The sequence below is a fragment of the Micromonospora maris AB-18-032 genome, from assembly GCF_000204155.1.
Lineage (GTDB): Bacteria > Actinomycetota > Actinomycetes > Mycobacteriales > Micromonosporaceae > Micromonospora > Micromonospora gifhornensis.
Genome location: NC_015434.1, coordinates 1 through 13,972 on the forward strand (window position 1 = coordinate 1; position 13,972 = coordinate 13,972).

The 13,972-nt window shown below is 68.6% G+C and carries 18 protein-coding genes and 2 tRNA genes; 7 read left to right on the forward strand and 13 right to left on the reverse strand.

What is annotated here, in order from left to right; genetic code table 11:
• Positions 1-17 precede the first annotated feature (17 nt).
• The 5 genes from gyrA (at position 18) to VAB18032_RS00020 (ending at position 4,128) form a co-directional block, all read left to right on the forward strand.
• Positions 18-2,537, forward strand: coding sequence for a DNA gyrase subunit A (gene gyrA / locus VAB18032_RS00005; protein WP_013730701.1), 2,520 nt, complete (start codon positions 18-20; stop codon positions 2,535-2,537).
• Between the two features lie 4 nt (positions 2,538-2,541).
• Positions 2,542-3,447 carry a DUF3566 domain-containing protein gene (locus VAB18032_RS00010; RefSeq protein ID WP_013730702.1) on the forward strand — a complete coding sequence of 302 codons (906 nt, stop codon included), beginning with the start codon at positions 2,542-2,544 and terminating at the stop codon, positions 3,445-3,447.
• Between the two features lie 319 nt (positions 3,448-3,766).
• Positions 3,767-3,840 (forward strand) — tRNA-Ile (locus VAB18032_RS00015).
• A 45-nt stretch (positions 3,841-3,885) separates the two neighbouring features.
• Positions 3,886-4,014 carry a DLW-39 family protein gene (locus VAB18032_RS32585; protein WP_013730703.1) on the forward strand — a complete coding sequence of 43 codons (129 nt, stop codon included), beginning with the start codon at positions 3,886-3,888 and terminating at the stop codon, positions 4,012-4,014.
• 38 nt (positions 4,015-4,052) lie between these two features.
• Positions 4,053-4,128: transfer RNA gene (locus tag VAB18032_RS00020), tRNA-Ala, on the forward strand.
• 62 nt (positions 4,129-4,190) lie between these two features.
• Here the strand turns inward: VAB18032_RS00020 and VAB18032_RS00025 are convergent.
• The 13 genes from VAB18032_RS00025 to VAB18032_RS00080 form a co-directional block, all read right to left on the reverse strand.
• On the reverse strand, positions 4,191-5,411 hold the full coding sequence (locus VAB18032_RS00025; RefSeq protein ID WP_013730704.1) for a tyrosine-type recombinase/integrase: 1,221 nt from the start codon (positions 5,409-5,411) through the stop codon (positions 4,191-4,193).
• Positions 5,411-5,596, reverse strand: a complete 186-nt coding sequence (locus tag VAB18032_RS00030; protein ID WP_013730705.1) for a helix-turn-helix transcriptional regulator — start codon at positions 5,594-5,596, stop codon at positions 5,411-5,413. Before VAB18032_RS00030 ends, VAB18032_RS00025 begins: the two co-directional genes overlap by 1 nt.
• Entirely contained in the window at positions 5,593-7,335 is a 1,743-nt protein-coding gene (locus VAB18032_RS00035; RefSeq protein ID WP_013730706.1) for a replication initiator, read from the reverse strand. The genes VAB18032_RS00030 and VAB18032_RS00035 overlap by 4 nt, the downstream gene beginning before the upstream one ends.
• Positions 7,332-7,565, reverse strand: a complete 234-nt coding sequence (locus VAB18032_RS00040) for a hypothetical protein (RefSeq protein WP_148272157.1) — start codon at positions 7,563-7,565, stop codon at positions 7,332-7,334. Before VAB18032_RS00040 ends, VAB18032_RS00035 begins: the two co-directional genes overlap by 4 nt.
• Entirely contained in the window at positions 7,553-7,993 is a 441-nt protein-coding gene (locus VAB18032_RS00045) for a hypothetical protein (protein ID WP_013730708.1), read from the reverse strand. Before VAB18032_RS00045 ends, VAB18032_RS00040 begins: the two co-directional genes overlap by 13 nt.
• Entirely contained in the window at positions 7,990-8,574 is a 585-nt protein-coding gene (locus VAB18032_RS00050; RefSeq protein ID WP_013730709.1) for a hypothetical protein, read from the reverse strand. Before VAB18032_RS00050 ends, VAB18032_RS00045 begins: the two co-directional genes overlap by 4 nt.
• The gene (locus VAB18032_RS00055; protein WP_013730710.1) at positions 8,571-8,759 is read right to left on the reverse strand and encodes a hypothetical protein; all 189 of its coding nucleotides are present in this window, start codon (positions 8,757-8,759) and stop codon (positions 8,571-8,573) included. Before VAB18032_RS00055 ends, VAB18032_RS00050 begins: the two co-directional genes overlap by 4 nt.
• A 26-nt stretch (positions 8,760-8,785) precedes the next feature.
• On the reverse strand, positions 8,786-9,094 hold the full coding sequence (locus tag VAB18032_RS00060) for a hypothetical protein (protein ID WP_013730711.1): 309 nt from the start codon (positions 9,092-9,094) through the stop codon (positions 8,786-8,788).
• Entirely contained in the window at positions 9,091-10,734 is a 1,644-nt protein-coding gene (locus VAB18032_RS00065) for an FtsK/SpoIIIE domain-containing protein (protein WP_148272158.1), read from the reverse strand. The genes VAB18032_RS00060 and VAB18032_RS00065 overlap by 4 nt, the downstream gene beginning before the upstream one ends.
• Positions 10,731-10,991, reverse strand: coding sequence for a DUF4326 domain-containing protein (locus tag VAB18032_RS00070; protein ID WP_013730713.1), 261 nt, complete (start codon positions 10,989-10,991; stop codon positions 10,731-10,733). Before VAB18032_RS00070 ends, VAB18032_RS00065 begins: the two co-directional genes overlap by 4 nt.
• Positions 10,992-11,041: 50 nt before the next feature.
• Positions 11,042-11,212 (reverse strand): hypothetical protein, encoded by a 171-nt coding sequence (locus VAB18032_RS32260; protein WP_169804603.1) that lies wholly within the window; start codon positions 11,210-11,212, stop codon positions 11,042-11,044.
• A gap of 94 nt (positions 11,213-11,306) precedes the next feature.
• A complete protein-coding gene (locus tag VAB18032_RS00075) occupies positions 11,307-11,525 on the reverse strand; it encodes a hypothetical protein (protein WP_013730714.1) in 219 nt (72 codons plus the stop codon).
• Positions 11,525-11,923 carry a hypothetical protein gene (locus tag VAB18032_RS00080; RefSeq protein ID WP_013730715.1) on the reverse strand — a complete coding sequence of 133 codons (399 nt, stop codon included), beginning with the start codon at positions 11,921-11,923 and terminating at the stop codon, positions 11,525-11,527. Before VAB18032_RS00080 ends, VAB18032_RS00075 begins: the two co-directional genes overlap by 1 nt.
• 294 nt (positions 11,924-12,217) lie before the next feature.
• Here VAB18032_RS00080 and VAB18032_RS00085 point away from each other — a divergent pair, with 294 nt between their 5' ends.
• Both VAB18032_RS00085 and VAB18032_RS00090 read left to right on the forward strand, forming a co-directional pair.
• Positions 12,218-13,021 carry an AAA family ATPase gene (locus VAB18032_RS00085; protein WP_232510636.1) on the forward strand — a complete coding sequence of 268 codons (804 nt, stop codon included), beginning with the start codon at positions 12,218-12,220 and terminating at the stop codon, positions 13,019-13,021.
• A 47-nt stretch (positions 13,022-13,068) separates the two neighbouring features.
• Complete coding sequence (locus VAB18032_RS00090) at positions 13,069-13,581, forward strand: kinase (protein ID WP_232510638.1); 513 nt, start codon at positions 13,069-13,071, stop codon at positions 13,579-13,581.
• Positions 13,582-13,972: the final 391 nt, after the last annotated feature.

Here is a 13,972-nt window from a genome sequence, read left to right on the forward strand (position 1 = left end):
TCTGATAAGGGTAAACAGTGACCGAATCCCCCGAGTCCACACCCAACGAGCCCGAGGTCCCCGAGGCGCTGGCCGCCGTCGTCTCGCACGACCGGATCGAGCCGGTCGGGCTCGAGGTGGAGATGCAGCGCTCCTACCTCGACTACGCGATGAGCGTGATCGTCGGGCGGGCGCTGCCGGACGTCCGGGACGGGCTCAAGCCGGTCCACCGCAAGATTCTCTACGCCATGTTCGACTCGGGCTACCGGCCCGACCGTGGCTACGTGAAGTGCTCCCGCGTCGTCGGTGATGTGATGGGTCAGTTCCACCCGCACGGCGACTCGGCCATCTACGACGCCCTGGTCCGGATGGCCCAGCCGTGGTCGCTGCGCTACCCCCTGGTCGACGGCAACGGCAACTTCGGTTCGCCCGGTAACGATCCGGCTGCCGCCATGAGGTACACAGAGTGCAAGCTCGACCCGCTGGCGATGGAGATGCTGCGGGACATCGACGAGGACACCGTCGACCTGCAGGACAACTACGACGGCCGGGCCAAGGAGCCCACCATCCTGCCGTCGCGGATCCCGAACCTGCTGATCAACGGTTCCGAGGGCATCGCGGTCGGTATGGCCACCAAGATCCCGCCGCACAACCTGCGGGAGATCGGCGCGGCGGTGCAGTGGTGCCTGGAGCACCCGGAGGCGGACGAGGCCACCACGCTCGAAGCGCTGCTGGAGATCGTCAAGGGCCCGGACTTCCCCACCCACGGTCTGATCGTCGGCCAGTCGGGCATCCAGGACGCGTACCGGACCGGTCGTGGTTCGATCCGGATGCGCGCGGTGGTCGAGGTCGAGGAGGACAAGCGCGGGCGCCCGGCGCTGGTGGTCAGCGAGCTGCCGTACCAGGTGAACCCGGACAACCTGGCCGAGCGGATCGCCGAGCTGATCAAGGAGGGCAAGCTCGCCGGCATCGCCGACATCCGGGACGAGTCCTCCGGGCGTACGGGTATGCGGATCGTGCTGGTGCTCAAGCGCGACGCGGTCGCGAAGGTGGTGCTGAACAACCTCTACAAGCACACCCAGCTTCAGGAGACCTTCGGCGCGAACATGCTGGCGCTTGTCGACGGCGTGCCGCGCACGTTGAACCTGGCGCAGTTCATCCGCTACTACGTCGAGCACCAGATCGAGGTGATCCGACGGCGGACGGCGTTCCGGCTGCGTAAGGCGGAGGAGCGGGCGCACATCCTGCGCGGTCTGTCCAAGGCGCTGGACGCCCTGGACGAGGTGATCGCGCTGATCCGGCGTTCACCGACGGTGGAGGACGCCCGGCAGGGTCTGATCCGGCTGCTGGAGATCGACGAGATCCAGGCGACCGCGATCCTGGACATGCAGCTGCGCCGGCTGGCGGCGTTGGAACGGCAGCGGATCCTCGACGACCTGGCCAAGCTGGAGCTGGAGATCGCCGACCTGAAGGACATCCTGGCCAAGCCGGAGCGGCAGCGGCGGATCGTCTCGGAGGAGTTGGGCGAGATCGTCGCGAAGTGGGGCGACGAGCGACGTACGAAGATCATTCCGTTCGACGGCGAGGTCTCGATGGAGGACCTCATCGCCCGCGAGGACGTGGTCGTCACGATCACCCGGACCGGGTACGCCAAGCGGACGAAGGTCGACCTGTACCGCTCGCAGCGGCGCGGCGGCAAGGGTGTGAGCGGTGCGACGCTGCGGCAGGACGACATCGTCAGCCACTTCTTCGTCTGCTCGACGCACGACTGGATCCTGTTCTTCACCAACAAGGGGCGCGTCTACCGGGCCAAGGCGTACGAGCTTCCTGAGGCCAGTAGGGTGGCCAAGGGTCAGCACGTGGCGAACCTGCTCGCCTTCCAACCGGACGAGCAGATCGCGCAGATCATCGAGATTCCGAACTACCAGGTGGCTCCCTATCTGGTCCTGGCGACGAAGAACGGCCTGGTGAAGAAGACGCGGCTTGAGGAGTTCGACTCCAACCGGTCCGGCGGCATCATCGCGATCAACCTGCGCGATGAGGACGAGCTGGTCGGTGCTGCGCTTGTCGGTCCCACTGATGATCTGCTGTTGGTGTCGAAGAACGCCCAGGCGATCCGGTTCAACGCGACCGACGAGGCGTTGCGGCCGATGGGTCGGGCCACCTCGGGTGTGATCGGCATGCGGTTCAGCGATGAGGACGAGTTGCTGGCCATGGAGGTCGTCCGGGAGGGCCTGGACGTTCTGGTGGCCACGAACGGTGGATACGCGAAACGTACCCCGATCGAGGAATACCCGGTGCAGGGCCGGGGAGGTAAGGGTGTGCTGACTGCGAAGATCACCGAGCGGCGCGGTGGTCTGGTCGGCGCTGTGGTGATCGACCCGGACGACGAGCTGTTCGCCATCACCAGCAACGGTGGCGTCATCCGGACTCCGGTGAAGCCTGTACGCCGTACGCGTGACCGGAACACAATGGGGGTCAAGCTGATGGACCTTCCGGATGGCGTGACTATCGTGGCGATTGCTCGCAATGCCGACGAGCCTGACGAACAGGACTAGTTGAATGACGGAGACACAGGCGAAGTCGGGGAACACGGGACCCTCGGCCAACCCGGTCGACGAGGAGGCCGCGCAGAACGGCACGCCAACGACCGGCCGCGCGGCCGTAGGCCGGGCCACGGTCCCCGCCGACGCGCCTGCCCCGAAGTTCACCCGGGCTCCCGGTATGGCTCCGCCGCCTGACAAGCCCGGCGAAGACCAGGCTGCGGAGGCTGCGGAGGAGAAGGCCGGCGGCGAGGCCGCTGGCTCGGCCGCCGCTGCCGGCAAGCCGTCGGTCACCCAGCCGATCGCCACCCGGGCGGGCCAGTCCGCGTCGGGCACCACGGGTGTGCTGCCGACAGTCGGTACGGGCACGACCGGCACCCAGCCGCGGGTGACCGGGTCGGCTCCGAAGCCGGATGGGGCCCGGCCGCTGAACACCGGCCGTCCGGCCAACGGTGGCGGGCTCCCCCCGGGGGTCGGCACAGCCGCCGTGGGCGCGGCGCGCGTGGGCGAGGCGGTACGCGCTGCGCGTACCTCGGTGAGCTCGGCCGCGTCGCGCGGACCGCGCCGGGCCCGGCTGAACCTCAAGCGGATCGACCCGTGGTCCGTGATGAAGTTCGCGTTCGCCGTGTCCGTGGTGCTGTTCATCGTGATCGTGGTCGCGACGTCGGTGCTGTACCTGGCGTTGGACGCGATGGGCGTCTTCACCAGCGTGAACGACAGCCTGAGCGACCTGGTCAACGCCGGTGGTGGTCAGGGCACCAGCGGCTTCCAGATCACCGCGACGGGCGTGATCTTCACCTCGATGCTTATCGGTGCGGTAAACGTCGTGCTGTTCACCGCCCTCGCCACCCTCGGTGCGTTCGTCTACAACGTCTGCGCCGACCTGGTGGGTGGCATCGAGCTGACTCTCGCCGAGCGCGACTGACAGCCCTTTGGACGTCTCAGCCGGGCCGACCTGGGGGTCGGCCCGGCTGACTGTCTCCAGCCGAACCAGGCGCCGAAGTGGGGCGCTGGCCGCCGTTTCGGCGAAACAGCGGGGTACGCAGTGCTGGGAAGCCACCGTTTCGGCGTAACGGAGTCGACCACCCCGCAGCCGTCGGGCCGGACCCGTCGGCACGGGTATCTCGGTGGGCTGGTCGCCTGCTCTCCGGTAGGTTCAGGGGCGACGGCGTTGAGCAGGGTCCAGGCCGACCCCCGATTTGGGGCGGCGTGGGCGGATGGGTTAATGTTGCTCGTCGCTACGCGGGGCTATAGCTCAGTCGGTTAGAGCGCAGAGCTGATAACTCTGAGGTCGCTGGTTCGATTCCAGCTAGCCCCACCGCACATGGTCCGACGGCCACGTCGAGCGTGAGGGGTAGCCCCGATGTTCAAGAAGCTGCTGATCCTGGTCGGTGTCGTCGGTGTGGCCGCCGTGGTGGCCAAGAAGATGAAGGAAGCCAACGACGAGCGCGCGCTCTGGCACGAGGCGACCACCTCGCCGGATCTGCGCTGATCGCGTAGCTCCGACCACCAGGCGGCACCGTCCGCCACGGGGCCCTAGCTCAACTGGCAGAGCACTGCCTTTGCAAGGCAGGGGTTAGGGGTTCGAGTCCCCTGGGCTCCACCAATACCACCCGCTACCTGCGGTTTCTCTCTTGAGTTGATCGACTAGTACAACGTCAGTACAGATCAGTTGTGATCTTGATTGGCGAGGGCCGACCGCAGGACGCTCCCGACGATGCCGCGCGACCGGTCTCGCTTCGGCCACCAATGGACGTACGTTTCCAGCGTGATCCGCAGGGTCTTGTGTCGCAGCATCCGCTGTACCTCCTGCGGTTCGGCGTGGTTGGTGATCAGCGTCGTGGCGAAGAAGTGCCGCAGAGCGTGGAAGGTGCCGTGCTCCTTCGGCCAGCCAGCAGCCGCACGCCAGTCGGCCCACTCCCGCGACCAGGTCCGATCGGTGAACGGGTTCCCGCGCGTGGTGGTGAACAGCAGCGGCACCGACCGACGCACTGGGCTGCCCGCGGTGAGGTCGACCAGCTCGACCGGGACGGGCGGGAACTCCCGGACGTGCTCGGCGAGGACCTGGCCGACGACGGGATCCAGGTCGAGGGTGCCGGAGGAGCCAGCTTTGGGCTCGCTGAGATAGAACCCGTCATGCTGGCGAGGCGCGTACCGGAGTTGCTGCGCGACGTGGAGCTCGCTGCGCTCCTGGTCGATGCAGCGCGGACCGTCTTCCACACCGAGCGCTTCACCGAGGCGGTAGCCCTGGCCAGCGCCGAGCCAGATTGCCGCCCGGTAGCGGGCCGGTACCACGTCGAGCAGCGTCAGAACTTCACGCTCGGTGGGAACCCACTTCGGTGCCCGAGAGTAGCCCCGAAGCACCTGGGAGAGCTTGACGCCATCACAGGGGTTGTCCGGGATGATTTTGTCGGTGACGGCGGCGTTGAGCACCGTGTCGAGCAGCTCGAAGTACAGCTTGAGCGATGTGGACGGCGTACCTTCGGCCAAACGGCGAGTCAACCACTCCAAGACCGAGGTCAGGTTGATTGCCCGCAGCGGACGGTCACCGAATGCCGGGTAGAGGTGACACCGGAGGTTCGACTCGACCCGCTTGCGGGTTTCCAGCGCCCACCCGACCTCACGGGAGAGCCGCCAGCGGTCCCCGTAATCCCGGAGTGTCAGAAGCCGTGCGGACTGCTGGACCTTGCTCTCCTCGGCGGCACCGGTACGGGCGCGAGCATCGAAGGCTTCCGCGTCGGCTTTGCGCTCGAAGAATCGGGTACGCGGATCTCCCGCAGCGTCAGCGAACCGGACCCGCCACCGCTTTCCCTGCCCGTGCCGGCGGGAAGGCAGCCGCTTGCCGTCCGGACCGCGCTTGTTCAGGTACCAGAGGTCGTCGACTGGCATCAGCCCGCCTGCCCGTCAAGCCAGGCCCGCACGTCGGCGGGGCGGTACCGGAGGTGACGCCCGACCCGACAGGCGCGGGGACCCGTCCGGCGGTAGCGCCACTGGTAGAGCGTGCCGACCGGGACACCCAGGAACGCCGACACCTCCTGAACCGTCCAGAGCCGTTCCATCGTCGGGGCGGTCATCGGTCCTCCTCAGTGGTCGGTACGGGCACGTCAATGGGTGAGCTGCCTTGTGTCGCCTTATCGCGTGCCGCGAGTAGTGCGGCCTTCCACTGCGCGCGTTGGGACAGGGCGCGCAGGAGCCGGTGTTGCAGGGGCGGCACGTCCGGGTCATCGGGCCGGGCAAGCTCCCACGCATAGGCGGGCGGCTGGTCCTGGTCGACGGGCTCAGCGTCGGCCGCCCCGGTGGTGACCCCGAGGAGGTTGCGGACCCAGGCCCGAGCGTCGGCCCGATGGTCAGCGAGGGTCTTGCCGGACCAGTCGCGGGAGACGAGAATTCGCCGGCCACCGATGCCGAGGGTGGCCCGTTGGTGCACCTTGCCCTTGCACCGGCCTGCTTGGAGTCGGCCGTGTGCCTTCTTGGGTTGGATGCCGTAGAGCAGCCAGTTGGCGCACCGTTCGTTGCAGGGCGTGACTCGTAGTTCCTGCCAGAGCCGGTCGAGGTGATCCCGCTGCCGGTCCGTCTCCGTCTTGTGGCAGTCGGCCGCTGACTTGGTGATGTACTTCGTGATGTAGCCCATCGTCCGCTGCGCGTGGACCGTGCCGGGCGTGACGCCTTCGGCATGGATCTGGGTGCCGAAGCGAACGACATGGGCGGGTTGGGCGTCGGGGTTGGTGTCGATGAGGTCCAGGGCGTCAGCCCACGACGGCAACGCTTCCCCGGTGTCGGGGTCGACCCACGCCGCTTGGTCGTTGTCCCAGACGGGTGGCCGGTCGAGGGTGTACTGCGGTTGGTCGGCCGGGGGCCACCAGACCTGGTGGTAGGTGGCGGCGGCGACCTGCCGCAGCACCGCACGCGGGATGGTTCCCCGGATGGCGAAGTGCGCGTGCGGGGCCAGACGGCGTTGGGGTTCGACGCATCCGGCGTATTGGACGTTCCAGCCGACGCAGCGGCGGAGGTTTTGCCAGAACCGGTCGAGGAGTCGGGCGAAGTGCACCGCATCCCAGGCGGCCCGCCGGTAGTCGTACGAGCCGGGATCTACGGGTGTGCCGTCGGGGAGGACCCGGCCGTAGGAGCCGAGCGTCAGCGACAGCCACATGGACGGCCGGTGTTGCGTGCCGTCCGGCGCGACGTAGACGCGGCCGAGGGTGCGCGGTTCGACCTTCTTACGCGGCAGGTCCGGCGCGTCCTGACGCCGCCGAGTCGACCGCTTACGTCGAGCGCCGGAATCCTCTTCGTCGTGGCCGGGGGCGATCTGCCCGCGCATTCCTTCGGCAGCCGTGGCCGCTTCGACTTCCGCGATGGCTTGATCGATGGCGGGGATCTGGTCGAACTGGCCGGAGCGTTGGGCTTCATCGCGGGCGAACTCCAGGTGAGCGCGCAGCATGACGAGCTCGCGTTGCGCTTCGGTTGCCGGGTTCGGGCCGGTGGGGTTGGGTTCGTCGGCGCGGTGCCAGCCCTCGCGGATCTGGGTCTGCCGCAACCGCCGGGCGCGTTTGGCGCACGGCTGGCACTTGTCTTCCCTGGTGCTGCCGCAGGGCAGGTCGATGACCTCGGTCAGACCGGTGTGCAGGTCGGTACGGCGCAGGGTGACCGGGCGCAGGCACACCCCGTACTCCGCGGCCATCTCGGTGAGCACCTGCCGGGACATGGGCAGAGCGAGGCGAGCGGCACGGGAACCAGCCGCCGGCGCGACGGTGGCGGGCAGGTCGGTTGGGGGTGGGGTGTCGGGGGTGAGGCCGGGCAGGGTCGGGGCGGTCAACGGGTCACCTCCGGAAGGTCGAACAGGGCAGGTTGGTCACCGATCGGTGTGGTGCGGGCCGGGCCGACGTGGGAGGCCCAGCGGATAGCGGCAGGGTGGTGGCGGGTGCAGGTCACCTCGGCGCGGTAGTGGCCGGTGCCGGGGTGGCCTGCTTCGATCAGGGCGATGGCTGGCCCACCGCAGCGGGCGCAGTAGGTGGGCCAGCCAGCCACGGCGGTCAGTGCTTGCAACCGGAGCAGTGCAGCCCGAGGCAGCCCGGTTTGCGTGCACGGAGCAGAACGGCGAGGACGATCAGGACCAGGACCACGCCCGCGATCAGCGGTGCCGCCGAGCGGACGGCGGTGGCGAGCTGGGTAGCGGCGTAGCCGACACCCGCCACAGCGGCGACAGCGGGAAGGGTGGCGGCGGCGATGATGTGCCCGCGTCGCAGTCGACGCACCACCGCAGGGGCGGCGGCCGGGGTGTCGAGGAACCGGACGGTGACGGTCACCCGGTCCGGGTCACCAGACACGGATTGTGGGGCGGTCATGGACAGCAGCCGTCCGGAGTCGCGGACCAGAGCGACGGTTGCGGCGACCTCGGCGGGGGTGCCGACGACACGGCGGGCCAGCACGGCGGGACGGCGGTGGGACTGGCGGGCGAGGTGGGTGCGGGTCATCGGGTCACCTCCGAGGTGAAGACGTGGCCGTTACGCGGGGTCTGGACGACCGACGACACCAGCGCGGACTGAATGGCGTTGGGAACAGCGGCCGGGGTCGGGTCAGTCGGCAGGTGAGCGGGTTCCATCTCGGCCGGTTCGTCGGCAGGCTCCTCCACACGGCGCGCCGGGGCGGGTGGCGTCTTGGGACTGCCGGTGAGGACGAGTTTGGACAGGGCGAGGAACGCGAGCGCGGGCACCGAGGACAGCAGCCGTGAGGAGAAGCTGTCGTTGGCAACCGCGATCTGCGCTGCGAGGGACAGCGCCACCGCGGCGACGAGCAGGACCAGCGGGTAGGCCACGGAGGCGCGCGGGTCGCGGCGGCGTCGACGGCGGATGACCAGCAGCGCGGCGGCGGGCATCAGTTCTGAGATGACGGCGTTGGACCAGCCGAACCAGTCCCCGGTTCCGGCCGGGGCGTGGGCCATGGTCCAGTCCTTGACGTGGGTGAACGACGCGGCGCCGGCCATGCCGCCCACGGCCAGGAGGATGAGGACCAGGGCGACGCCTTCCCACCGTTCGGCGTTGAGTAGCCGTTTCATGCGGCCCATCCCCAGGCTTCGGCGTCTTCGGCGGCGATCTCGGAGTGCTGGCGCAGGGCGGCGGCGATGATGTCGGCCGCGTGCGGGTCGGGGGTGCAGTAGGGGCAGTGCTGCTCGGGTTCGGTGTGGGCGAGGTCGAGGCAGATGCGGCGGATGGGTCGGCGGGTGAGTCGTCGGGTACGCATCGGGCAGGCTCCAAACACGCAGCGAGTCAGCGGTGGGTGGGGTTGATGTGCACGCGGATCCACTCCGGCGGTTCGCCGGTGGAGGCGACGGCTTCGGAGAGGCACCGCCATAGCGCCCACGCCTCGGCGGGGGTGAGGTACATGCGGCGGCGGCCGGACCCGACGGCCAGGTACAGGTCGGCGTCGGGGGTGACCCGGACAGTGACCGGCACGGATGCCTTGTCGACGTGCGGGGCACGCAGCCGGTAGAAGCGACGCGGCTCCGGCGTCTGCTCGTCGGGTTCGTCGGCGTAGGGCATCCGCACCGGGGTCGACTCCGGCAGCTGGTCAGTCATCGCGGGTCACTCCCGTTCGTGGTGTTGAGGTCCAGGGCGTTGAGCAGTGACGGCGGTAGCAGCGGCGCGGCCTGCTTCGGTGGGGTCGGCCGGTAGACGTGCCTGCCGTTGCCGCTGCTGCGGACCGGCTTGGCTGGGGCCGGGACGTCGATGGGTTCCGGCTGGGTTTCCGGTGGTGCGGGGAAGGTCGCGGCCATGTCCCGGATCACGTCATCGGGCAGGTAGGAGAACCGCACTCGCGCCGGTTCCGGCTGCCCATCGAGCAGGACGTAGGCGACGCCCTTGGCCGAGGTCGGGATCTGGTCGGCGAGTGCTCCCCGATCGCGGGCACCGTCGCCAAGGAGGAGGTCGACGTGAGCCCGTTCGGTGAGGCCGAGAGCGATGCGGGTGGGGAAAAAGTCCCGCACGGAGACGACTTCCTTGCGCGGGTCCTGGGTCGCGGCGACGACCAGCACCCCCAACCCGGCACCCTGGGTCAGCAACAGCCCCAACGCCTGCGTGATCCGGTGGCGGATGTCGCTGTCCGGCAGGAACGCCAGCAGAGCGGCGATCTCGTCAATCACCACGACGATCAACGGCTCATCCACGCTGGGCGTGTGCACCCGCACCTTCCCCCGCAACGCCTGCTGACGCGCCCGCATCCGGGCCACGGCGTCGTCGAGGAGGTCGGCCATGCGGGTCCAGTCGTCATCGACGTACCGGGAGAACAACGCCCGTCCGATGGACAGCTCCATGCCGCCCTTCGGGTCGATCGCCCACACCCGCACCAACCCCGACCGGATACCCGCGGCGAGGGAGCGGAGCAGGGACCAGATGACCGAGCCCTTTCCCATCCGGGTCGCCCCGCCGATCAGCACATGCGTGGCCAACAGGCGCAGGCAGTACACGGCCAGGTCTTCCCGCACACCCAGCGGCAGGGCGGTGAAGTCCGGCCGTGCCGGGACGGGCAGCGGTGCGACGACGCGGGTCAGCGGGTCACGGCGGATGAACACCAACCACACATGCCGGGGCCGGTCGCGGAACCGCACCCGATCCACCAGCCGCAACAACCACGCCAGCCGGCCAGTGCGGGCCGGGGGTGCCTGACGGCGGCCGGAGAAGACCCGGCAGTGGCGGGTGCCGAACGAGTACGCCAGATCCCGCGCCGCCTTGTGGTACACCTCCGGGTTCTGACCCTTCGGCATCCGCACCACCAGTTCATCGGTGGCATACGAGCACCGCACCGACAGCAGCCGCGGCACTACCTCGCCGCCGTCGTACTTCTTCACCAGCCCGCACAGGGACATGACCTCGTGCCACTGCCTGCGGTACACCCACAACCGCCGCCACACCGTCACCGCGCGAAGTGCAACGAGGTGGTGAAACGACTCCCGGCCCTTCCACCACCACACGCCACCACCGGCAGCGGCGACGAGCAGGACCAGGAGGTGGGGCCACCAGCCGTGCGACCGGTAGCCGTCGATGGCGAGCAGGACCAGGGCGACGAGGGGCCAGGCTCGCCAGTGCCGCACCGCGAACACGGCCAGACGCACCACGGCGACGATCGAGCGAAGCAACAGGAACAGGCCGGTGACCGTCCAGACCAGCGGCCACGGGGCGGTGATCTGAAACCGGCGGAAGTTCACCAACGGAGCCCTCACCGAGACCACCCCCGCACGTCCACACCGGCAGCCGCCACGATCAGCACGTCGGCGTGACACGGCTGGGCCAGCGGACACCAACAGGCCAGCGAACGGCCCGCCAGATCACGACGAACCCGCGCCAGCAGCACCGGGTTAGCCACCAGCCACGCGGCGAACTTCTTCACCGCATCCGCCCGATCGACCGCATCCACCCCGACAATGAACGGGTTACCGAACCGAGACGGCCGACCGACGTAGACCGCACCAGTCGGCATCCGCCAACCCGCCGATCGGCGACGCTGCACACGACGAACCCCGGCGGCCATCACGCCACCGCCTTACGGTTCTGCTCCTGCTGCTCGATCCACGCCTCAGCGCAGACCTTGTGCACCGGCGTACCTTTCGGGCTCCGGCAGATCGCCGGTTTCCCGCACAGGACGCACGGGACCGGATCACCGGCACCGCCGGTCCGGGTCCAGTCCAGTTCTCTTGGCATGATGAGACCGCCCTTCCAGGCCGACAGAGGTTTTGGAGAGGGCAGCGGGGCGGCCGGCTTTCCTAGGGCATGGGCCGCCCCGCGCCACGATCAGTCAGGCCGCCGCCTTTACGGCAGGCACCGTCAAGGACTCACGAGCCGCGGCCAGCACACCGGCCAACCGGTCGATCTCTGCACGAGGCAGGAACAACACCACCTCACCGCCGGTGTCACCCAGCTGCACCACGACCCGGTCCTCTGCCGGGTGGGAGCGGAATGACAACGCGATATCGGCCCTGACGTGCACACTCACGGCCACGTTCGCCGCCGACATCAGGCAGCCTTACCGCGCGTCTCGGCCAGAGTCTTCGGCGCGACCAGCGCGGTCGCCCGGTACGAGAAGGCGAGTCGGCCGTTCGATCCCACGTACGGGGTCACGGTCAGGCCCTCGAACTCCACCGGCTGGAACGGACCCACCGGCGGAACCGGCTGCACGTCCGCCAGGATCTTGATCGACACCTCACGCGACCGGGCACCCAACTCCGGGTCCATGTCCATCACCCGGCACTGCCACACCCGCTGACCCGTCACCTTGTCCTTGGACGGCGTCCGCTGCCGGGTCGCCTCGTTGAAGTCCTGCGCCTCCGCAATCGAGTCCGGCACGAACACCGCGCCGTGCGGGAACACCGCCGCGAACGGGACCGAGAACCGAGTTCCACCCCTCAGGGCCATGACTTACTCCTTCGCTGCTGCGACTTGACCGGCAACCCGGTCTATGTGACGCAGTGAACCTAACAACTGATATGTATGCCAGTCAACTGTTAGGTATAAAGTTCTTGCGCAGCGTCACTGAGCAGGCAGAACACCTTTCATCTGTTAGGCCCTGGTAGCCTGCAATCAGTCCGAACGGTTAGGTCAGCCCTCACAGCCGGACCAGCCCGAACAGTGCAAACCCGACCAGCAGGGAGCACCGTGATGACCTCTCCCCACGGCCGTACCGAGCGGCCGGAGGCCCGGCATCAGCAGGTGGCGCGCAACATCCGCAACGAGATCGAGGCAGGTCGGCTCGTCCACGGCACCGCCTTGCCGTCAACCAGGAAGCTCGCTGAGGAGTGGGGCGTCAGCGTCTTCACCATCACCGAGGCGATGAAGGTCCTGGCTGAGGAAGGGCTCGTCATCAACGAGTCCCGGTCCAAGCGCGTAGTGAACGCTCCTGACCAACTGCGCCGTAGCGAGGTCCGTCCGCAGCGTCCCCGCGTGATCCTGATCGGCGGGTACGCAGGCAGCGGCAAGACCGAGTTGGGCCGCATCCTGGCGCGCGAGACGGGCTGGCCGATGCTCGACAAGGACACGCTGACCCGGCCGGTGGTCGAGGCGGCCCTAGAGACGCTGGGCCAATCGCCACACGATCGGGAGTCGCAGACGTACCTGGACACAATCCGGCCGAGGGAGTACGAGGCCCTCCAGGACGCGGCCAGCGAGAACGTGCAGTGCGGCAACAGCGTGATCGTCACCGCGCCGTTCATCCGCGAGTTCAACGACCCCGCCTGGATGGCCCGGACCCGCGCCTACTACGAGGCAGCGAAGGCAATCCCGACTGTGGTCTGGGTGTACTGCGACGGCGACACGATGCTGACCTACGTACGCCGCCGAGGAGCTGCCCGCGACGCCTTCAAACTGGCGGATTGGGACCGCTACCTGAGCGGCATCAACCTCGACTTCCGCCCGCCAGGCGACCACTTCGTAGTGGACAACTGCGCATCGAGCCGGCCCCTGCAAGAGCAGGCCAAGGAACTGGTGAAGGCCATCCTCGCGGACGAAGCACCCTGATGCGTGGCGTAATCCTGTACGGCCCGCCCGCGGCCGGTAAGGACACCGTGACCACCGCCCTGCATGACCTCGACGCCCGCTTCACTCTCTACCAGCGCATGAAGGTCGGACCGGGACGCACCACCGGCTACCGGATCACCGACGCAGCGACACTTGACCAGCTGCACCAGCGTGGCGAAGTCGTCTGGGAGAACCACCGGTACGGCGCCCGTTACGTGGTTGACCGCCCATCGCTGGTAGAGCAGCTTTCGGTCGGGGTGCCGGTCGTGCACCTGGGCCAGCGTGCCGCCGTCGCTGCGGTCACGGCCGCCGTTTCCGATGCCCGGTGGTTGGTTGTCTACCTCTGGTGCCCGCGAGACGTTGCCGAGCAGCGGATCATCTCCCGGCACACTGGCGACACAGCCGCACGTCTCCGCGCATGGGACGACACCGAACCACTAGCCGAGCGTGACCTCTTCCTGAACACCGCCGAGATGTCGCCACGTACGGCGGCCGAGGTCATTCACCGCCACGTCCTGGACGACATCCGCCCAGCGATATCCAAGAGCGACGCCGGATGAGGTGAAGGTGTCGGGCAGAGGGTGGCGGAAGAAGCAGTAGGCCGGGCCAGGCAGAGAGCTGGCAGAGCACGCGGACTCAGCGGAAGAGATCCCAGGGAACGGCAGACCGCGGTCCCGGCAGGCAGCTCGTTTCGGACGGATGCCGTTGCGGGTCGCGGGTTGCTCGGTCGTTTTGGGTGCACGAGTGCCGGTCGGCCAGGTGGTGTCGTGGTTGGCCTTGGTCGGCTCGGAGCTTTCTGTGATCTGTTGCCGAATTGGCCTGTACTAGATCAAGCGCGCTCCGCGCGGCGCGGGCCGGGCGCGGTAACCGGCTCCTGACGGAGCCGCCGCCCCGCCCGCCTTCGGCGGCGGGGCGGTAAGTCAGCCGGCCCGAAAGCCACGCCCGCCCCGC